Genomic DNA, 19,407 nt, shown 5'->3' with positions numbered 1-19,407 from the left:
GGCGGCGGCTGGCTAGTATAGGCAGCCATAAGTGCTGATCGGAATGGGGGATGCGATGCGACGCTGGAACGGATGGGGTGACGAGGCGACCGAAGTGGAGCTGCCGGCCCACGGCGAGGCCTTTCTCGCCGAGCTGATCGGGCCGGGCCAGCGTCTGGCCGATGCCAGCCTGCAGGATGTGCTGGCGCGTGTGCCGGCGTCGCGCCTGGCGCCGCATCCTCTGATCTGTGTTGATGCCGAGGTGCGCGTGCGTCACGCCCGTGGCCAGAGCCTGCCGGACTGGCTGGCGATGCGTTCCGGTGACTTTGGCCTGTTTCCCGATGGCGTCGCCTGCCCGGAAAGCACCGAGCAGATCCGCGAGCTGCTGGCCTGGGCGCAGAAGCATGATGTCACCCTGATTCCCTACGGCGGTGGTACCTCGGTGGCCGGGCACATCAACCCGCAGGCCGGCCAGCGCCCGGTGCTTACCCTGTCGCTGGAGCGCATGACGCGCCTGCTGGATATCGACGAGGACAGCCTGATCGCTACCTTCGGCCCCGGTGCCAATGGTCCACAGGTGGAAAGCCAGCTGCGCGCACGCGGCTACACCCTGGGGCATTTCCCGCAGTCCTGGGAGCTGTCGACCCTCGGCGGCTGGGTCGCCAGCCGTTCCAGCGGCCAGCAGTCGCTGCGCTATGGACGCATCGAGCAACTGTTCGCCGGCGGCAAGCTGGAAACTTTCGCCGGCACCTTGGAGATTCCGACCTTCCCGGCTTCGGCAGCTGGGCCCGATTTGCGCGAGCTGGTGATGGGCTCGGAAGGGCGCTTCGGGGTGATTTCCGAGGTGCGTGTGCGCATCAGCCGCCTGGCCGAGCAGGAGCGCTTCTATGCGGTGTTTCTGCCCAACTGGCAGCAGGCGCTGAGTGCCATTCGCAGCCTGGCTCAGGCGCGGGTGCCGCTGTCCATGCTGCGCCTGTCAAACGCCATTGAAACCCGTACCCAACTGGCGTTGGCCGGTCACCCGCAGCAGATCGCCCTGCTGGAGAAGTACCTGGCCCTGCGCGGTGCACGTGACGGCAAATGCATGCTGACCTTCGGCGTCACCGGCAGCCGCATGCAGAATGCCGCTTCGCTGAAACAGGCACGGCGCCTGCTGAAAGGCTTCGGCGGCGTGTTCACCGGCACCCTGCTGGGCAAGAAATGGGAGCAGAACCGCTTCCGCTTCCCCTACCTGCGTCATGGTCTGTGGGAGCGCGGCTACCTGGTGGACACCCTGGAAACTGCCACCGACTGGTCGAACGTCGACAACCTGCTGAACAAGGTCGAGGCCAGTCTGCGTGACGAGCTGGCCGGTGATGGCGAGCGGGTGCACGTCTTCACTCACCTGTCGCACGTTTATGGCGAAGGTTCGAGCATCTACACCACTTACGTGTTCCGCCCCGGCAGCGACTACGCCGCGGCCATGGCGCGCTGGCAGCGGCTCAAGGCGGCGGCCAGCCGCACCATTGCCGAGAATCGCGGCACCATCAGCCACCAGCATGGCGTCGGCCGCGACCACGCGCCCTATCTGGCAGCAGAGAAGGGCGAGCTGGGCATGGCCACGCTGCGCAGCCTGGCCACGCATTTCGACCCTGACCAGCGCCTGGTGCCTGGCGTGTTGCTGCAGGACTGAGCATGGAACCGTGGAACGCCACCTGGCGCGAGCGCGCGCTGCCTGAACTGGCGGCGCGCGACTGGGATCTGCTGGTGATCGGCGGCGGCATTTGCGGCGCCGGCATCCTCCGTGAGGCGGCGCGGCGTGGCTGGCGCTGCCTGTTGCTGGAGCAGCGCGACTTCGCCTGGGGCACCTCCAGCCGCTCGTCGAAGATGGTGCATGGCGGGCTGCGCTACGTCGCCAAGGGCCAGCTGGGGTTGACCCGCGACTCGGTGCGCGAGCGCCAGCGCCTGCTTGGCGAGGCGCCGGGGCTGGTGGAGCCGCTGAGCTTTGTCATGCCGCACTACCGTGGTGGTTTTCCCGGGCCGAAGGTCTTCGGTGGCCTGCTCAGCCTGTACGACGCCCTGGCCGGCAAGCGCAATCACCTGTTCTATCCGCTGCAGCAACTGCGCTACCTGGCGCCAGGCATCCGTGAGGACGGCCTGCTCGGTGGCACGCGCTTTTTCGATGCTGTGACTGACGATGCCCGCCTGGTGCAACGCGTGCTGGGCGAGGCGCGTGCAGAAGGCGGCGAGGCGCTCAATGGCATGCGCGTGGTCGAGCTGCTGCGTGAGGCGGGGCGGGTTATCGGTGTGCTCGCCGAGGACGTAGAAACGGGCAACCGCTATCACCTGCGCAGCCGCGCTGTGGCACAGGCCACCGGTGCCTGGGCCGATCGCCTGCGCCAGCCTGGCAATGGTCGCATCCGCCCGCTGCGCGGCAGCCACCTGCTGCTACCGAGCTGGCGCCTGCCGGTGGCGCATGCCTTCAGCTTCATGCACGAGAGTGATGGCCGGCCGGTCTTCGTCTTCCCCTGGGAAGGCGCGACGGTGATCGGCACCACTGATCTGGATCATGCTGACGAGCTGGATCGTGAGGCCGCCATCAGTGCCGAGGAGGTCGATTACCTGCTCGCCGCTTGCGCTCAGCAGTTTCCTCATGCGCAGGTGGGGCGTGCCGATGTGCTGTCTACCTGGGCTGGCGTGCGCCCGGTGGTGGGCGATGGCAGCGCCGGGCTGAAACCCTCGGACGAGAAGCGTGAACATGCGCTATGGATCGAGCCGGGCAGTGTGACCCTGGCTGGCGGCAAGCTGACCACCTTCCGCTTGCTGGCGCTTCAGGTGCTGCGCGCCTGCGCGGGTTTCGTCGGCAAAGCGGTGGACGATCAGGGCGGCGCAGTGTTCCGCGACTGTCCGCAGGTGGCCATGGCCCATCTGAGCCCGGCGCAGCAACGCCGTCTGGCGGGTCGCCACGGTCGCCAGCTGGGTGAGGTGCTGCGCCTGATCGACGAGGTTGGCGACGATTGCGTTGCGGGTACCGCCACCCTGTGGGCCGAACTGGCCTGGGCCGCTGAGGGCGAGCTGGTGCTGCACCTGGACGATCTGCTGCTGCGCCGCACGCGCCTTGGCCTGCTGCTGGCAGAAGGCGGCCGCGCCGAGCTGCCGCGTATCCGCGTGCTTTGCCAGCCGCGCCTAGGCTGGAGCGATGCGCGCTGGCAGCAGGAAGAGAGCGATTACCTGGCTCTGTGGAAACGCTGTTACAGCCTGCCGTGACTCGGATCGCACTCCCCGTAGGGTGCGCCGCGCGCACCAACAATCCATTGATACTCAGGTCTGCCAGTTGTAGCCCGGATGAAATCCGGGACTGAACGAAGATGCCGCTCCCGGATTTCATCCGGGCTACGCATGGGCATAGGTACAACAAGAAGGATCACACCTTGAGCGAACCAAGCTACCTGCTGAGCATCGATAACGGCACCCAGAGCGTGCGCGCGCTGCTGTTCGATACGAAAGGCAATCTGCTGGCCAAGGGCAAGGTCGAACTCGATCCCTACTTCTCCAGCCAGCCGGGCTGGGCCGAGCAGGACCCGGAATACTACTGGTCCAGCCTCGGCGAGGCCTGTCGCCTGCTTTGGCAGCAGGTGGATATCGACCGCAGTCTGATCAGGGGCGTCGCCGTCACCACCCAGCGCGGTAGCATCATTCACGTCGATGAGCAGGGCGCGCCGTTGCGCCCGGCGATTCTCTGGCTCGACCAGCGACGTGCCGAGGTCGCGGGGCGGATCAAGGGCCTGTGGGGCTGGCTGTTCAAACTGGTGCGCGCCGAGGAGGCTGTGAATCATTTTCGTGGCCAGGCCGAGGTCAACTGGGTCGCCCAGCATCAGCCGGACATCGCCGCTCGCGCGCACAAGGTGCTGTTGCTCTCGGGCTTTCTCACCCATCGCCTGTGTGGTCGCTTCGTCGATTCGACCAGCAGTTGCGTGGCCTACCTGCCGTTCGATTACAAGCGCCTGTGCTGGGCCGCGCCCGGTGACTGGAAGTGGCAGGCGCTTTCGGTGCGTCCTGAGCAACTGCCTGATTTGTTCAAGCCGGGTGAGCGCCTGGGCAGCATCACGGCCTCCGCGAGCCGCCATACCGGTATTCCCGTGGGGCTGCCACTGATCGCCGCCGGAGCCGACAAGGCCTGCGAGATCCTCGGTTCGGGCGCGCTGGAGGCGACCACTGCCTGCCTCTCCTACGGCACCACGGCCACCATCAACACCACGCGCAGTCGCTATCTGGAAACCATCGCGCTGATACCACCGTATCCGGCAGCGCTGCCGGATCACTTCAACACCGAGGTGATGATCTATCGGGGGTTCTGGATGGTCAGCTGGTTCAAACGCGAGTTCGGCCTGCGCGAGATGCAGCGCGCCGAAGCGCTGGGTGTGTCGCCCGAGGCGCTGTTCGATGAATTGGTCAACGCCGTGCCGCCTGGCTCCATGGGCCTGATGCTGCAGCCGTACTGGACGCCCGGCATCCGCGAGCCGGGCCTGGAGGCCAAGGGTTCGATCATCGGTTTTGGTGACGTACACACCCGCGCGCATCTGTATCGGGCGATTCTGGAGGGATTGGCCTATGCCCTGCGCCAGGGCAAGGAGCGCATCGAAAAACGATCAGGCACCCGCATCGAGCGCCTGCGCGTCTCCGGTGGCGGTTCGCAGAGCGATGCGGCGATGCAGCTGACCGCCGACATTTTTGGCCTGCCAGCCGAACGGCCGCACCTTTATGAAACCAGCGGCCTGGGCGCGGCGATCAACTGCGCGGTAGGTCTGGGCTTGCACACCGATTACCCGAGCGCCATCGCCGCCATGACGCGTGTTGGTCAGGTGTTCCAGCCGAACCCGGAGGCCCAGCGCGTTTACCAGCAGCTCTACGGGCAGGTCTATCAGCGCATGTACCGCCAGCTCAAGCCGCTGTACCAGAGCATTCGCAAGATCACCGGTTATCCGGCGTAGGGCATGCGGTAGGCGTGTGGACGTAGGACTTGTGTAGCACCGAGGAACGGCGGACTGTTCGCTTCGCTCCTGAGTCCGCCCTACATCACTACAGAAACCAATCGCCCTCCGGAATGGAGGGCGATGGTTTGTGCATCAGGCGACATCCACCAGCACGATCTCGCTGTCTTCCTGCGCTTCGATGCGGATCAGCGTTTCATCGGCTATGGCCACGCCATCACGTGCCTTGACGGCTACGCCGTTGACACTGAACGCACCGGTGGCGCCCACCAGATAGGCCTTGCGGCCTGGTTGCAGGCTGTACTCGGCGCTCTCTCCGGCCTTGACCGTGGCGGCCACCAGGCGCGCGTCGGTACGGATGCGCAGGGCGTCGACATCCTCCTCGTAACCGCTGGCCAGGGTGACGAATGCTCCCGAACGGTCACCTTTGGGGAACGGCTTGGCACCCCAGGAGGGCGGCAGGCCGGCCTGGTTTGGCTGAATCCAGATCTGGAAGATCTTGGTGGTTTCATCCTCCAGGTTGTACTCGCTGTGGGCGATACCGGTGCCGGCGCTCATCACCTGTACATCGCCTGCCTCGGTACGGCCTTTGTTGCCCAGGTTGTCCTCGTGGCTGATCGCACCTTCGCGAACGTAGGTGATGATCTCCATGTCGCGATGCGGGTGCGGCGGGAAGCCCGAGTGCGGTGCGATCTCGTCGTCGTTCCAGACGCGCAGACGGCCCCAGTTCATACGCTCGGCGTCATAGTATTCGGCGAAGGAAAAATGGTGACGGGCGTTGAGCCAGCCGTGGTGAGCACCACCGAGTTGTTCGAACGGACGTACATCGATCATGGTCAATCCTCCAGTCATGCACGAGTTCAGTCCCGTGCCGCGTTGATGGCGAATGATCCATTTGGATTGATCGATTTAAAAGCGCAATTTTTACAGAATTGATATCGATTAATTTGATTAATTTTCATGAGGGCCAAGCATTAGGCTTTCGCTGATTCTTTCAAGGAGGACGCGCCATGCGCGAACGTAAGGCCTGGTTGATCCTGCATGGCAAGCAAGCGTTGAACGCAGAGGTGAGGGCGGCGGTGAACGGCCTGCGCGAGCGTGGTTGGGATCTGGCCGTACGCCTGACCTGGGAAGGTGGCGACGCCGAGCGGCTGGTCGAGGAGGGATTGGCCGCTGGTTATTCAACGCTGATCGCCGGCGGTGGTGACGGCACCCTGCGTGATGTGGTCGAGGCGCTGGTCAAGGCGCGGAGCGAAGCGAGCCTGGCGCTGCTGCCGCTGGGCACGGCCAATGATTTTGCCCACGCAGCCGGTATTCCGCTGACGCCTGCTGCGGCGTTGGCCCTGCTCGAGTTCGAGCCGGTGGCGGTGGATGTGGGCATGGCGGGCGAGCGGGCCTTCCTGAACATGGCCACTGGTGGTTTCGGCTCCAACGTGACGGCCAATACGCCTGAAGAACTCAAGAAGGTCCTGGGCGGCGCCGCCTATCTGCTCACGGGACTCAGTCGATTTTCCGAAGTGCGCGCTGCCGCCGGTCGTTTTCATGGGCCGGATTTCCAATGGCAGGGCGAGTTCCTGGCCCTGGGCATCGGTAACGGGCGACAGGCCGGTGGCGGGCATCTGCTTTGTCCGGAGGCGAGCATCAACGATGGCCTGCTCGATATCTGCATCGTGCCGGCGGCGCAGGATGTCGTCGGCACCTTGGGCACGTTATTGTCCGGGGGCGTTCTTGGCTTGCAGAGCGTTGCGGTCAGCGCGCGGCTGCCCTGGCTGGAGGTGGAAGCGCTGGAGGGGTTGGATCTGAATCTCGACGGCGAGCCGATGGAAAGTAAAGGTTTGCGCTTTCGTGCAGAACCTGGCGCCCTGCGTCTGCATCTACCTGAGCATTCTTCGCTGCTCGCTGGCCAGGTACACAGCGCTGAGGCATGATGGCTGCGCGCCAGCAATGCTTCAGTCTGCCGGCAGTCCGCCGATAACCCGAAACGGCAGACTAGAATCACCCTATATACCTCGGAGCACATGATGGCCGGCATCCTCGATTCAGTAGATCAACGCACGCAACTGGTCGGCGAGAACCGTCTGGAAATTCTCATGTTCCGCCTGGCTGGCCGGCAGTTGTTCGCCATCAACGTGTTCAAGGTGCAGGAAGTCCTGCAGATGCCCAAGCTGACGCTGATGCCACAGCGTCATCGCTTCGTCTGCGGCGTGGTCAACCTGCGCGGTCAGACCCTGCCGGTGATCGATCTGTCCCAGGCCATCGGCATGCGTCCACTAGTGCCGGATGAGCGCAGCACCATCATCGTCACCGAGTACAACCGCTCGGTGCAGGCTTTCCTGGTTGGCAGTGTGGATCGCATTCTCAACCTCAACTGGGAGTCGATTCTGCCGCCCCCGGGTGGCGCCGGACGTCAGCACTACCTGACCGCCATCACCAAGGTCGAGGACCAGATCGTCGAGGTCATCGATGTGGAGAAGGTGCTCGCCGAGATCGTACCGATGAGCACCAAGGTTTCCGCGGAAAAGCTCGCCGACCCTCTGCTGGAGAAGGCGCGCGGGCGCGAAGTGCTGCTGGTGGACGATTCCAGCGTGGCGCTGAGCCAGCTGCGCGATACCCTGACGCAGTTGGGTCTTCGCCTGCACATGGCCAGCGATGGCCTCAAGGCCCTCAACCTGCTCAAGAAGTGGGCCGACACCGGTGAGGTGATGACCGACAAGCTGCTGATGATCTTCACCGATGCCGAGATGCCGGAAATGGACGGCTATCGCCTCACCAGCGAAATTCGCAATGACCCGCGTCTCAAGGATCTCTACGTGGTGCTGCACACGTCGCTGTCGGGCAGCTTCAACGAGGCGATGGTGAAGAAGGTCGGCTGCGACAATTTCCTCTCCAAGTTCCAGCCGGACAAACTGGTGGATGTAATTCGTCAACGTCTCGAGCTGGACGAACCTCGCTAAGTCCTTGATGCCTCGCAGTGCTTGTGAGCATCGCTGTCAGCTCGTATAACGGCATTTTGCCAACTAGGAAGCTGACCCATGCCGAGTCTTTCGGGGCTGTACCGTTATCCGCTCAAGTCCGGCCGCGGCGAAGTGCTGCAGCGCAGCGCGGTCGACGGTCTCGGCCTGCAGGGTGATCGGCGCTGGATGCTGGTCGACGCCGACAACGGCCGCTTCATCACCCAGCGCCTGCTGCCGCAGATAAGCCAGTTGAGCGCCCTGTACGACGCGCGCGGTGGCCTGACCCTGAGTGCGCCAGGTCGTGACGATCTGTCCGTGGCGCTGCCCGACCCTGAGCAGGATCTGCGTGGCGTCATCGTCTGGCGTGACAGCCTTCGCGTGCCGGATGCCGGTGATGAAGCGGCCGCGTGGCTCAGCGGCTTGCTGGGCAAGCCTTGCCGCCTGGTGCAGGTGCCGGAAGAACGTACCCGCCAGGTCGATACTGCCTATGCGCAGCCGGGGGATCGCGTGGCCTTCGCCGATGGTTTCCCGCTGCTGCTGATTGGCCAGGCCTCGTTGGACGATCTCTCCCAGCGAGTCGGGCAGCCACTGTCGATGCTGCGTTTTCGCCCCAATCTGGTCGTCACCGGCAGCGAACCCTACGCGGAAGACAGCTGGAAGCGCATCCGCATCGGCGAGGTGGAGTTCGAGGTAGCCAAGGGCTGCTCGCGCTGCATCCTCACCACCGTCGACCCGCAGACCGGCGAGCGCAACGCCCAGCGTGAGCCACTGGCCACGCTCAAGACCTATCGGGAACGCGATGGCGACGTGTATTTCGGGCAGAACCTGCTGCCGCGTGGCATCGGTGAGCTGCAGGTAGGAATGCCGGTCGAAGTCCTGGAGTAGGGTGTGCGATGCGCACCGGGTGATCCAGAAACTGCCAGACCATTCGGGGCCCGGCGTGGCGTATGGAATGGCGAGCCCCGATCAGACACCTGCCTGATCGGGGCTTTCGTTTTACTGATCGTCGAAGAAACGCTCGTTCCATGCCACCAGCGGGTGGGGGGCGCCCAGCTTCTGGCCGTAGATCACCGAGTAGGACAGCACGTTCTGCACGTACTGGCGGGTTTCGTCGAACGGAATGTTCTCGACCCAGACGTCGTAACTGAGGTGATGGGCGCCACGCAGCCACTGGCGCACGCGACCTGGACCGGCGTTGTAGGCAGCCGAGGCGAGTACGCGGTTGCCGTTGAACTGACCGTATACCTGGCTGAGATAAGCCGCGCCCAGCTGGATGTTGGTGTCCGGGTTGAGTGCCAGTTGCGGCGAAGCCAGGGGGATGCCGAACTTGCGTGCGGTTTCCTTGGCGGTGGCCGGCATCAGCTGCATCAGGCCCATGGCGCCTGCGTGGGAGCGGGCGTCGGCCATGAAGGCACTTTCCTGGCGGGTGATGGCGAACACCCAGCTCGAATGCAGGTCACGGCGCTTGGCTTCGCGTACCAGCTCGTTACGATGGGCCATGGGGAAGCGTACTTCCAGGTCGTCCCAGTACTGGGCCTGGCTGATGGTGCGGATGGCCGGGAAATACCACTCCATTTCGTAGGCCAGGCGCGCCTGGGCCACCAGTTCATCGCGGCTGAACAGGCGGCTGACGTGATACCACTCGCGGCGGCCATCGACGATCTGCCCGCGTTCATGGAATTCCATCGCGCGCTTGATGCCGGCAGTGTTGCGCACTTTCTGCACCACCTTGGGATCGAGGGCCAGCGGCTGGTTGTTCAACGCGTAAGGCGCCTTGACCTGATCCGCCGCCATGAAGCCATAGAAGTCGCGTTCCTTGGCCAGCGCCTGGAACAGCACAGCCGGCTGCTGGCTGTTGGGTTGCGCCAGTTGCAGGCTGCGCGCATTCCAGTAACGCCAGCGGTTGCTGCTGGCCAGATCGGACGGCATGTTCTGGGTCAGCTGATAGGCCTCTTCCCAGCGGCCGTGACGCAGCAGTAGGCGCGCACGCCATTCGCTGACGGTGTTGTCACGCAGTTGCGGGTCGTACTTGGCCATTACCTGCAGGCCGCGCAGGTCGAAGCGTTGCGCCAGGCGCAGGCCGATCTGCCGGGCGATGGCGACCTGTTCGTCGGCGGAGAACTTCATGCGCTGGGCGTAGCCGTCGAGCAGGGCCAGGGCATCTTCCGGGCTCTGCCGAGCCAGGCGACGCAAGCCGAGGCCGACCACGTCGCTCATGGCGTCATCAGCGGGGGCGAAGCGCGCGGTGTTCTTCAGCAGTTGTGGCTTTTGCGCCACTTCGACCATCAGCTTGCCGCGCTCACCGAGCGTTGGCATGCCCTTGATCAGGAAGTTGGCCAGGCCGTAGTTGCCGCTTTCCACCGCCAGCTTGGTGCGCTGCCAGCGGCGTTGCTCGGTGAGCTGGCCATTGGCGGCCCAGCGTTCGAACAGCGGGTCACAGGCGTTGGGCTGGGATTTTCCCACCAGCCAGAGCTTCTCGGCAGTGGCGTTGCCTTCGGCCGTCAGACCGTGGCTGAGCTGGTACTGGCCGTAGAGGCAGTCCAGCTCGGTGAAGTTGAGTTTGGCGTCGTAGTGATCGAGGAAGGGCTTCCAGTCGCCACGCTCGGCCAGCCAGCGCAACCAGCGCAGTTTCATCCAGCTTGCCTGGGGCAGGTCCCCGTGTTCGGCGAGAAACTTCTCGATCTCGGCATTGCTGGCCGACTTGAGCCGGTTGGTCAGCTCGTCATAGGCCAGATAAGGCGTCAGTGGGTAATCGCGTAGCGCGCTGGCGTACTGGCGATAAGGGCCACTGTCGCCCTTGGCCAGGGCCCGCTTGGCCTCATCATAGTACTGGCGCTGCTGGGTGAGGCTGGCAGCTTCGACACTGGCGACAGCGGTGGCGGTAATAATCAGACAGGAAACTACAGAGAGAAAGCGACTGCGCATGGCATTTCCAGGAGAAGCAGAGGTATGGGGCAACACGATCCGTGTCGTTGCATAGCTCTAGCTTAGCGCTTCATCGGGGTGCGGTGAATGCCGTCGGGCCAGATGGACACATGTAGCAAAGATGCGCTTTGCCTGCGCCAGATGATGAGCAGGGGCGACATCTGTTGCGTCTGTGGAAACGGCAACAGCCGGCTGGCAACTCGGGTAGAATGCGCCGCCTGTTTCTGGAGATGCCCATGACCCTGCTCAAGTTTGCCGACGTATCCCTCGCCTATGGCGCCATGCCCCTGCTCGACGGAGTGTCCTGGCAGATTGCGCGGGGTGAGCGGGTGTGCATCATCGGCCGCAACGGCACCGGTAAATCGAGCATGCTGCGCTTGGTCAAGGGCGACCAGATGCCCGATGACGGCGAGATCTGGCGCGCCCCGGGGCTGAAGATCGGCGAGCTGCCGCAGGAGCTGCCGCGCGCCGACGAGCGCACGGTGTTCGACGTGGTCGCCGAAGGCCTGGCTGGCGTTGGCGAGCTGTTGGCGCGTTATCACCACCTGGCGCAGAACATCCACGGGGATGACGACCTCGAGCAGTTGATGCACGTGCAGCAGGAGCTGGAAGCCAAAGACGGCTGGCGTCTGCAGCAACTGGTCGACAGCACCCTGAGCCGCCTGCAGTTGCCGGCCGACAAGACGCTGGCCGAGCTCTCCGGGGGCTGGCGGCGTCGCGTGCTGCTGGCGCAGGCACTGGTGTCCGAGCCGGATCTGCTTTTGCTCGATGAGCCAACCAACCACCTGGATATCGGCGCCATCGCCTGGCTGGAAGAGGCGCTGAAAGACTTTGGCGGCGCCGTGCTGTTCATTACCCACGACCGCTCCTTCCTGCAGAACCTGGCTACGCGCATCCTCGAACTGGATCGTGGCGGCCTGATCGACTGGAACGGCGACTACGCCAGCTTCCTGGTACACAAAGAGCAGCAACTGGCTGCCGAGGAAACCGCCAATGCGCTGTTCGACAAGCGCCTGGCTCAGGAGGAAGTGTGGATTCGTCAGGGCATCAAGGCCCGTCGCACCCGTAACGAAGGGCGTGTACGTGCGCTCAAGGCAATGCGTGCGGAGCGTAGCGAGCGGCGCGAGCGCCAGGGCAAGGCGAATATCCAGCTCGATACCGCGGACAAGTCCGGCAAACAGGTGATGGTGGCAGAGAACGTCAGTTTCGCTCACGCCGGCGGCCCGTTCCTGGTCAAGGATTTCTCCATGGTCCTGCAGCGCGGCGACCGCATCGGCCTGCTTGGCGCCAACGGTACCGGCAAGACCACCCTGCTCAAGCTTTTGCTCAGCGACCTGCAACCGAGCAGCGGCAAGATCGAGGTCGGCACCAAACTGGAAGTGGCGTATTTCGACCAATTACGTCACCAGCTCGAGCCAGAGAAGACGGTAATCGACAACGTCGCCGAAGGCCGCGACTTCATCACTATCGACGGCCAGAACCGCCATGTGCTGAGCTACCTGGGCGACTTCCTATTCAGTCCGCAACGCGCTCGTACGCCCGTCAAAGCGCTGTCGGGTGGCGAACGGGCACGACTGTTGCTCGCCAAGTTGTTCAGCAAGCCGGCCAACCTGCTGGTGCTCGACGAACCGACCAACGACCTGGACGTAGAAACCCTGGAACTGCTCGAAGAAGTACTGCTCAATTTCCCTGGCACCGTGCTGATGGTCAGCCACGACCGTGCCTTCCTTGACAACGTCGTGACCAGCACCCTGGTTTTCGAGGGGGAAGGCAAGGTGCGCGAGTACGTCGGCGGCTATCAGGATTGGCTGCGCCAGGGCGGTTCGCCGCGCCTGCTCGGAGTGGGTGAAAGCAAGTCCGGCAAGGCCGAACTGGCCACGGCCATCGTCGAAGCGCCGGCCGCGGCCGCAGTGACTGCCGTGCAAGAGAGCGTCGAGCCGGCGAAGAAGAAACTAAGCTACAAGCTACAGCGCGAGCTGGAAGCGATTCCTGGGCAGATCGATGCCCTGGAGCAGGAAATGGCCGCGGTACAGGAGCAGGTATCCGATCCTGCCTTCTACCAGCAGCCGGTGCAGGTCACCACGGAAGTATTGGCGCGTCTCGAGGGCTTGCAGAAGGAAATGGACGAGTTGCTCGAGCGCTGGGCAGAGCTGGAAGGCTGACGAAGGAACGAACGGGCAATGGCCATCGAGTACCGCATTACTCTCGACGACAATCATCAGTTCAGCTACCGGATCGAGCTGAACCGCGAATATGACCCCGTCCAGGCGCAACAGGCCCCCGCCTGGACGCGCCTTGAGCATCAGCAATGCAGCAATTGTCCGCTGAGTCGCGAGCAGTTCAGCCATTGTCCGGCAGCGGTCGATCTGCATCGGGTGATCGAGGATTTTCGTGGCCTGCCAGCTTTCAAGAAGGCCAGCGTCTGGGTGCGCACACCGGAGCGTGAGTACACCAAGCAGGTCGGCCTGGAGGAGGGCCTGCGTGCGCTGCTCGGGGTCATCATGGCCACTAGCGCCTGTCCGGTGCTGGCGCGCCTGAAACCCATGGCGCAGCACCATCTGCCCTTTGCCAACAATCAGGAATTCATCCTGCGCGCGGTATCGCTGTACCTGACGCGGCAATATTTCAACATGCGCGAGGGGCGTCTGGCCGATTGGGAGCTGAAAGGGCTGGTGCGCCTGTTCCAGCAACTGAAGCTGGTCAATCAGGCTTTCTGGCAGCGCATTCACGACACCTGTGAAGGTGACTCCAACCTCAAGGCCTTCCTCACCTTCTTCTCGATGTCATCGAGCATGACGGTGTCGCTGGAAACCCAGCTGCAGAAGATTCGCCCGCTGGTCATGAGCGCGGGCGATTCGTTCGAGTAGGGCCGAAGCCAAAAGCTCGCCGCTGAAGCGCTTCCCACGGGCAGAGCCAATGCGGCTACTGTGGGAGGGGCTTCAGCCGCGACGCGATCTCAAGCGCCTTTTTCGCCTTTCTTCAGGCGCACCGCGAGCACATCGCAGGGCGCGCCATGCAGTACGTCATTGGCGGTCGAGCCCAGCAACAGCGCCAGGCCGTGGCGGCCATGGCTGCCGACCACGATCAGGTCGCAACCCTGCTCTTCGGCCAGGCGGTGGATCTCCTGGCGTGGTTGGCCATAAGCCAGATGACGCTGATCCGCGGTCAGCTCGGGATATTTGCCAGTGAAGCTGTCCAGGCGCTCGCGGGCCTGTTCGAACTGCTGTTGTTGCAGCATGGACAGATCCATCGGCACGTCACCACCGAAGGCCATGGCCATCGGTTCGACGATATGCACCAGAGACATCTTGGCGCCACTGGCCTTCGCCAGCTTCTGCGCACGTGTCACGACAGGGTCGCATTCCTCGGTCAGGTCGACGGCGACCAGAATGTGCTGGTAGGGCATGGTGAACTCCTCCTCAAGGGGGCAAATGGCTCTGTCTCAAGTATGGCCCCATTGTGTGGGATAGGGCGACTGGTCGTGAAAGAGGCAAAGAAAAGCCCGGTGCTAGCACCGGGCAAGAGTTGGGCCAGGCAGGCCGGAAACATGGAGCATCAGTGTTGGCTGGTGGCGTACTGGGCGGCAACGGCTTCCAGTCCTTCGATGATGCTGTCGGAATACTTGCTGATCAGGAAAGGTACGGTGTTCTCGTTGTAGTTGCGCAGGGATTTCTCGATGTAACGCCATTTGGTGCCGATGGAGTTCAGGGCCGCATTGATCTCCGGGGTGTTCTGCTGGGCGGCGCTGAGGTTGTCCAGCTTGCTGGCGAATTCGCCAGCAAGCTCGTCAATGGCGCGTTCTTCGCCGCCGCCGAAGAAGCTGGCGCCGACCGAGGCACTGCGTGAAGCATAGTCCAGGGCGATGTTCTGCATCAGCAGGCTCTGCTCACGGCTCTTCTGAGTCAGTTGCGGTACGCTGAAACCGCTTTCCTGCTGAATCTTCTGATACAGCTCCTGACTGATGGCCATGATGCGTTGGTTGTTCTCGGCCAGATCGGCGACGGGTTGCAGGTCGGTGAAACCCTGGGCGCGCATGGCGTCCATCAGTGCCTGGAGCCCGCTGCGATAACTTTGCCAATTGGTTTGCAGCTGCGCGCGTAGCGCCTTGCTCGCATCGCCGGGCATTTCGCCCAGATCGTTCAAGTGAGATTGGCCTTCCTGCAGGGACTCGCCAATCATCCGTGCGTAGCGCTGGTCGCCTTCCATGCCGTTATACATGTAGAAATCGCCCAGACTTTTCTGGGTTGCCAGGCGCAGCTGGTGCAGACGCAGCAGATCATTGGCTGGCGCGGCGCTGAGCAAGGTGGAGGAGAGCGACATGAAGACGAAAAGGAGCAGGGCGCTCAGGGGAAATGCAAGCGAACGGCGGCTCGACATTGGTGACTCCGTATGGCCCATCGTGGGGCTCGATTTGTTTTTGTGTTGCCCTCAGGTGGCGCTGTGCCAGCTGAAAGTGAGACGACTGTACCCGCAGCGGGACGATTTGGCTAGGCGCCTCGGCGTGTCTGGACCAAGCAGGAAACCGCTCGCAATGGTGCGTTATTGACGCTGTTTATCGAAAACGGCTGGAAGCCACGAATGACCGGGCCTGCAGAAAACGTCGGGAAATCGACGAAAAGAGGCCAATTGACAAGTGCAGGCTTTTCCCTGAAGGTGTGCACACCCAAATCAAACGGGCGTATGAATTGAGCGTTTGCCTTGTTAGGCGCGCCATATGCAGCCCGAATATCGCGTCGGTGGGTGTGTCGTACCGATTGGGGCTATGCTCGTGCGGCGCTGCCGCGGGCTGGCCTGCCGGTTGGCTCCGATGTGTACTGTTCAGCTTCCATACCGTGGAGATCAGTTGATGATTTACGAAGGTAAAGCCATCACGGTTAAGGCTCTTGAGAGCGGCATCGTCGAATTGAAGTTCGACCTCAAGGGTGAGTCCGTCAACAAATTCAACCGTCTTACCCTCAACGAGCTGCGCGCCTCCGTCGACGCGATCAAGGCTGACGGTTCGATCAAGGGCGTGATTGTCACCAGTGGCAAGGACGTGTTCATCGTCGGCGCCGATATCACCGAGTTCGTCGACAACTTCAAACTGCCCGACGCAGAGCTGGTGGCTGGCAACCTGGAAGCCAACAAGATCTTCAGTGATTTCGAAGACCTCGCCGTGCCGACCGTCGTCGCCATTAACGGCATCGCCCTGGGTGGCGGTTTCGAGATGTGCCTGGCCGCTGACTATCGCGTAATGAGCGCCAGTGCCAAGATCGGCCTGCCGGAAGTCAAACTGGGCATCTACCCGGGCTTCGGCGGCACCGTGCGCCTGCCGCGCGTGATCGGTACCGATAACGCCGTGGAGTGGATCGCTTCGGGCAAGGAAAACCGTGCCGAAGACGCCCTGAAAGTGGGCGCCGTCGATGCCGTGGTCAGTGCAGACAAGCTGCAGGCCGCCGCTCTCGATCTGGTCAAGCGCGCCATCTCCGGCGAGCTGGACTACAAGGCCAAGCGTCAGCCCAAGCTGGAAAAGCTCAAGCTCAACGCCATCGAGCAGATGATGTGCTTCGAGACCGCCAAGGGCTTCGTTGCTGGCCAGGCCGGCCCGAACTACCCGGCTCCGGTCGAGGCGATCAAGACCATTCAGAAAGCCGCCAACTTCGGCCGTGACAAGGCGCTGGAAGTCGAGGCCACCGGCTTCGTCAAGCTGGCCAAGACCTCGGTTGCCGAGAGCCTGATCGGTCTGTTCCTCAATGATCAGGAATTGAAGAAGAAAGCCAAGCACCACGACGAGATCGCTCGCGACGTGAAACTGGCTGCCGTACTCGGCGCCGGCATCATGGGTGGCGGCATCGCCTATCAGTCGGCCTCCAAGGGCACCCCGATCCTGATGAAGGATATCCGTGAAGAGGGTATCCAGATGGGCTTGAACGAGGCTTCCAAGCTGCTCGGCAAGCGCGTCGAGAAAGGCCGCATGACTCCGGCGAAGATGGCCGAAGCCCTCAACGCCATCCGTCCGACCATGTCCTACGGCGATTTCGGCAACGTCGACATCGTCGTCGAAGCCGTGGTCGAGAACCCCAAGGTCAAGCAGATCGTGCTGGCCGAAGTGGAAGGCGTGGTGCGTGAAGACGCCATCCTGGCCTCCAACACCTCGACCATCTCCATCTCCCTGCTGGCCCAGGCACTCAAGCGTCCGGAAAACTTCGTCGGCATGCACTTCTTCAACCCGGTGCACATGATGCCGCTGGTGGAAGTGATCCGTGGCGAGAAGTCCAGCGAAGTGGCCGTGGCCACCACCGTTGCCTACGCCAAGAAAATGGGCAAGAACCCGATCGTGGTCAACGACTGCCCGGGCTTTTTGGTCAACCGCGTGCTGTTCCCGTACTTCGGCGGCTTCTCCAAGCTGCTGGGCTTCGGCGTCGACTTCGTGCGTATCGACAAGGTGATGGAGAAGTTCGGCTGGCCCATGGGCCCGGCTTACCTCTCTGACGTGGTCGGCATCGACACCGGCCACCACGGCCGTGACGTCATGGCTGAAGGCTTCCCGGACCGTATGGCTGTCGAAGGCAAGACTGCCGTCGACGTGATGTACGACGCCAATCGCCTGGGTCAGAAGAACGGCAAGGGCTTCTATGCCTACGAGACCGACAAGCGCGGCAAGCCGAAGAAGGTCACCGACCCGGCTGCTTACGAGCTGCTCAAGTCCATCGTGGTCGAAGAGCGTGAAGTCACCGACGAGGACATCATCAACTTCATGATGATCCCGCTGTGCATGGAAACCGTTCGTTGCCTGGAAGACGGCATCGTCGACACCGCAGCCGAGGCCGACATGGGCCTGATCTACGGTATCGGCTTCCCTCCCTTCCGTGGCGGTGCGCTGCGCTACATCGATTCCATCGGTGTTGCTGAATTCGTCGCCCTGGCTGACAAGTATGCCGAGCTGGGCGCCCTGTACCACCCGACCGCAAAACTTCGCGAAATGGCCGCCAATGGCCAGAAGTTCTTCGGTTAATCGTGCAGCGAACAGAGCGAGAGTAGAAATATGAGCCTGAATCCTAGAGATGCAGTGATCGTCGACTTCGGTCGTACCCCGATGGGTCGTTCCAAGGGCGGCATGCACCGTAACACCCGCGCCGAGACCATGTCCGCGCACCTGATCAGCAAAGTGCTGGAGCGCAACGCCAAGATCGACCCGGCTGAAGTCGAGGACGTGATCTGGGGCTGCGTCAACCAGACCCTGGAGCAGGGCTGGAACATCGCACGCATGGCATCGCTGATGACCCAGATCCCGCACACCAGTGCCGGCCAGACCGTCAGCCGCCTGTGCGGTTCGTCCATGAGCGCCCTGCACACTGCCGTGCAGGCGATCCAGACCGGCAACGGCGACGTGTTTGTCGTCGGCGGTGTGGAGCACATGGGCCACGTTGGCATGATGCATGGCGTCGACCCGAACCCGCACCTGTCGCTGTACGCCGCCAAGGCGTCCGGCATGATGGGCCTGACCGCAGAAATGCTGGGCAAGATGCATGGCATCAGCCGTGAGGCGCAGGACGCCTTCGGTGAGCGCTCGCACCGTCTCGCGCACAAGGCCACCGTCGAAGGCAAGTTCAAGGATGAAATCATCCCGATGCAAGGCTACGACGAGAACGGTTTCCTGAAGGTGTACGACTTCGACGAAACCATTCGTCCGGAAACCACCCTCGAGAGCCTGGCTGCCCTGAAACCTGCCTTCAACCCGAAAGGCGGTACCGTGACTGCAGGTACTTCCTCGCAGATCACCGACGGTGCTTCCTGCATGATCGTCATGAGCGCCCAGCGTGCCCAGGACCTGGGTATCACCCCGATGGCCGTGGTTCGCGCAATGGCCGTTGCCGGTGTCGATCCTGCGATCATGGGTTATGGTCCGGTGCCGTCCACCCAGAAGGCGCTCAAGCGCGCCGGTCTGAGCATGGCTGACATCGATTTCGTGGAGCTCAACGAAGCCTTCGCCGCCCAGGCCCTGCCTGTGCTGAAGGACCTGAAGCTGCTCGACAAGATGGAAGAGAAGGTCAACCTGCACGGCGGCGCGATCGCCCTGGGTCACCCCTTCGGTTGTTCCGGTGCCCGTATCTCCGGTACCCTGCTCAACGTCATGAAACAGAACGGCGGCACCTTGGGTGTCTCCACCATGTGCGTGGGCCTTGGCCAAGGCATCACCACCGTCTTCGAGCGCGTTTAAGCGTCAGCGGACAGAAACCGGGGCCCAGTGCCCCGGTTTTGCTTTTTACGGCTTTTTATATTGGGAACCGCTCATGCAGTTGCAGCCAGGACTCTATCGCCACTACAAAGGTCCGCAGTACCGCGTATTCGGGGTGGCCCGCCATTCCGAGAACGAGGAAGAGGTGGTGGTCTACCAAGCGCTGTATGGCGAGTTTGGCTTGTGGGTAAGGCCGCTGAGCATGTTCTGTGAAGAGATCGAAGTGGACGGCGAGCGCGTTCCACGCTTTGCTTTGATTCAGGCCGAAGTCAGCCCCATCGGCGCTTCGCAAGTCTGACTGCGCAGCCCCTGCGCTTGACCTTCGCTTGGTCACCACTATATATAGCGGGGCCTTAGAGGG

At 62.8% G+C, this 19,407-nt stretch carries 15 protein-coding genes; 11 read left to right on the top strand and 4 right to left on the bottom strand.

The annotated features are described in order from the left end of the window. Positions 1-55 precede the first annotated feature (55 nt). The 3 genes from INS93_RS09210 (at position 56) to INS93_RS09200 (ending at position 4,949) form a co-directional block, all read left to right on the top strand. Entirely contained in the window at positions 56-1,651 is a 1,596-nt protein-coding gene (locus INS93_RS09210) for an FAD-binding oxidoreductase (protein WP_192981163.1), read from the top strand. Positions 1,652-1,653: 2 nt separating this feature from the next. Beyond that, positions 1,654-3,225 carry a glycerol-3-phosphate dehydrogenase/oxidase gene (locus tag INS93_RS09205; RefSeq protein WP_192981161.1) on the top strand — a complete coding sequence of 524 codons (1,572 nt, stop codon included), beginning with the start codon at positions 1,654-1,656 and terminating at the stop codon, positions 3,223-3,225. Between the two features lie 164 nt (positions 3,226-3,389). After that, the gene (locus INS93_RS09200; protein WP_192981159.1) at positions 3,390-4,949 is read left to right on the top strand and encodes an FGGY-family carbohydrate kinase; all 1,560 of its coding nucleotides are present in this window, start codon (positions 3,390-3,392) and stop codon (positions 4,947-4,949) included. Between the two features lie 135 nt (positions 4,950-5,084). Here the strand turns inward: INS93_RS09200 and INS93_RS09195 are convergent, their stop codons facing one another. Continuing rightward, positions 5,085-5,783: a pirin family protein gene (locus INS93_RS09195; RefSeq protein WP_192981158.1), complete on the bottom strand. Its 699-nt coding sequence runs from the start codon at positions 5,781-5,783 to the stop codon at positions 5,085-5,087. 176 nt (positions 5,784-5,959) lie between these two features. Here INS93_RS09195 and yegS point away from each other — a divergent pair, with 176 nt between their 5' ends. The 3 genes from yegS to INS93_RS09180 all read left to right on the top strand — a co-directional run bounded on the left by yegS (position 5,960) and on the right by INS93_RS09180 (position 8,788). Further along, on the top strand, positions 5,960-6,877 hold the full coding sequence (gene yegS / locus INS93_RS09190; RefSeq protein WP_192981156.1) for a lipid kinase YegS: 918 nt from the start codon (positions 5,960-5,962) through the stop codon (positions 6,875-6,877). A gap of 93 nt (positions 6,878-6,970) precedes the next feature. Then, complete coding sequence (locus INS93_RS09185) at positions 6,971-7,903, top strand: chemotaxis protein CheV (RefSeq protein WP_017677658.1); 933 nt, start codon at positions 6,971-6,973, stop codon at positions 7,901-7,903. 78 nt (positions 7,904-7,981) lie between these two features. Next, the gene (locus INS93_RS09180; RefSeq protein WP_192981153.1) at positions 7,982-8,788 is read left to right on the top strand and encodes an MOSC domain-containing protein; all 807 of its coding nucleotides are present in this window, start codon (positions 7,982-7,984) and stop codon (positions 8,786-8,788) included. 111 nt (positions 8,789-8,899) lie between these two features. On the opposite strand, the gene INS93_RS09175 is transcribed toward INS93_RS09180, so the two are convergent. Continuing rightward, complete coding sequence (locus INS93_RS09175) at positions 8,900-10,828, bottom strand: transglycosylase SLT domain-containing protein (RefSeq protein WP_192981151.1); 1,929 nt, start codon at positions 10,826-10,828, stop codon at positions 8,900-8,902. A 236-nt stretch (positions 10,829-11,064) separates the two neighbouring features. Between INS93_RS09175 and INS93_RS09170 the strand changes: the two genes are divergently transcribed. Then, positions 11,065-12,990, top strand: coding sequence for an ATP-binding cassette domain-containing protein (locus INS93_RS09170; protein WP_090337353.1), 1,926 nt, complete (start codon positions 11,065-11,067; stop codon positions 12,988-12,990). Positions 12,991-13,008: 18 nt separating this feature from the next. Continuing rightward, positions 13,009-13,695, top strand: coding sequence for a DUF6901 family protein (locus tag INS93_RS09165; protein ID WP_003462081.1), 687 nt, complete (start codon positions 13,009-13,011; stop codon positions 13,693-13,695). Between the two features lie 89 nt (positions 13,696-13,784). Here the strand turns inward: INS93_RS09165 and INS93_RS09160 are convergent, their stop codons facing one another. Beyond that, the gene (locus INS93_RS09160) at positions 13,785-14,234 is read right to left on the bottom strand and encodes a universal stress protein (RefSeq protein ID WP_017677654.1); all 450 of its coding nucleotides are present in this window, start codon (positions 14,232-14,234) and stop codon (positions 13,785-13,787) included. 149 nt (positions 14,235-14,383) lie between these two features. Then, entirely contained in the window at positions 14,384-15,205 is an 822-nt protein-coding gene (locus INS93_RS09155) for a hypothetical protein (protein ID WP_192981143.1), read from the bottom strand. A 469-nt stretch (positions 15,206-15,674) separates the two neighbouring features. Between INS93_RS09155 and fadB the strand changes: the two genes are divergently transcribed. The 3 genes from fadB to INS93_RS09140 all read left to right on the top strand — a co-directional run bounded on the left by fadB (position 15,675) and on the right by INS93_RS09140 (position 19,344). Then, on the top strand, positions 15,675-17,822 hold the full coding sequence (gene fadB, locus INS93_RS09150; RefSeq protein WP_160020387.1) for a fatty acid oxidation complex subunit alpha FadB: 2,148 nt from the start codon (positions 15,675-15,677) through the stop codon (positions 17,820-17,822). 30 nt (positions 17,823-17,852) lie between these two features. Further along, positions 17,853-19,028: an acetyl-CoA C-acyltransferase FadA gene (gene fadA, locus INS93_RS09145; protein WP_192981141.1), complete on the top strand. Its 1,176-nt coding sequence runs from the start codon at positions 17,853-17,855 to the stop codon at positions 19,026-19,028. Positions 19,029-19,101: 73 nt separating this feature from the next. Beyond that, positions 19,102-19,344: a DUF1653 domain-containing protein gene (locus tag INS93_RS09140; protein WP_074855894.1), complete on the top strand. Its 243-nt coding sequence runs from the start codon at positions 19,102-19,104 to the stop codon at positions 19,342-19,344. Positions 19,345-19,407: the final 63 nt, after the last annotated feature.

It is taken from the genome of Pseudomonas sp. EggHat1 (genome assembly GCF_014892995.1).
GTDB classification, from domain to species: domain Bacteria; phylum Pseudomonadota; class Gammaproteobacteria; order Pseudomonadales; family Pseudomonadaceae; genus Aquipseudomonas; species Aquipseudomonas chaetocerotis.
The sequence above is the reverse complement of the archived record's forward strand: the minus strand, read 5'-3'. Positions and strand labels throughout refer to the sequence as shown.

Bases quoted from the DNA above. Each gene is read 5' to 3' on its own strand.
- fadA (WP_192981141.1), top strand. From the start codon at position 17,853: ATGAGCCTGAATCCTAGAGATGCAGTGATCGTCGACTTCGGTCGTACC.
- INS93_RS09170 (WP_090337353.1), top strand. From the start codon at position 11,065: ATGACCCTGCTCAAGTTTGCCGACGTATCCCTCGCCTATGGCGCCATG.
- INS93_RS09210 (WP_192981163.1), top strand. From the start codon at position 56: ATGCGACGCTGGAACGGATGGGGTGACGAGGCGACCGAAGTGGAGCTG.
- INS93_RS09155 (WP_192981143.1), bottom strand. From the start codon at position 15,205: ATGTCGAGCCGCCGTTCGCTTGCATTTCCCCTGAGCGCCCTGCTCCTT.
- yegS (WP_192981156.1), top strand. From the start codon at position 5,960: ATGCGCGAACGTAAGGCCTGGTTGATCCTGCATGGCAAGCAAGCGTTG.
- INS93_RS09160 (WP_017677654.1), bottom strand. From the start codon at position 14,234: ATGCCCTACCAGCACATTCTGGTCGCCGTCGACCTGACCGAGGAATGC.
- INS93_RS09165 (WP_003462081.1), top strand. From the start codon at position 13,009: ATGGCCATCGAGTACCGCATTACTCTCGACGACAATCATCAGTTCAGC.
- INS93_RS09195 (WP_192981158.1), bottom strand. From the start codon at position 5,783: ATGATCGATGTACGTCCGTTCGAACAACTCGGTGGTGCTCACCACGGC.
- INS93_RS09205 (WP_192981161.1), top strand. From the start codon at position 1,654: ATGGAACCGTGGAACGCCACCTGGCGCGAGCGCGCGCTGCCTGAACTG.
- fadB (WP_160020387.1), top strand. From the start codon at position 15,675: ATGATTTACGAAGGTAAAGCCATCACGGTTAAGGCTCTTGAGAGCGGC.
- INS93_RS09185 (WP_017677658.1), top strand. From the start codon at position 6,971: ATGGCCGGCATCCTCGATTCAGTAGATCAACGCACGCAACTGGTCGGC.
- INS93_RS09180 (WP_192981153.1), top strand. From the start codon at position 7,982: ATGCCGAGTCTTTCGGGGCTGTACCGTTATCCGCTCAAGTCCGGCCGC.
- INS93_RS09175 (WP_192981151.1), bottom strand. From the start codon at position 10,828: ATGCGCAGTCGCTTTCTCTCTGTAGTTTCCTGTCTGATTATTACCGCC.
- INS93_RS09140 (WP_074855894.1), top strand. From the start codon at position 19,102: ATGCAGTTGCAGCCAGGACTCTATCGCCACTACAAAGGTCCGCAGTAC.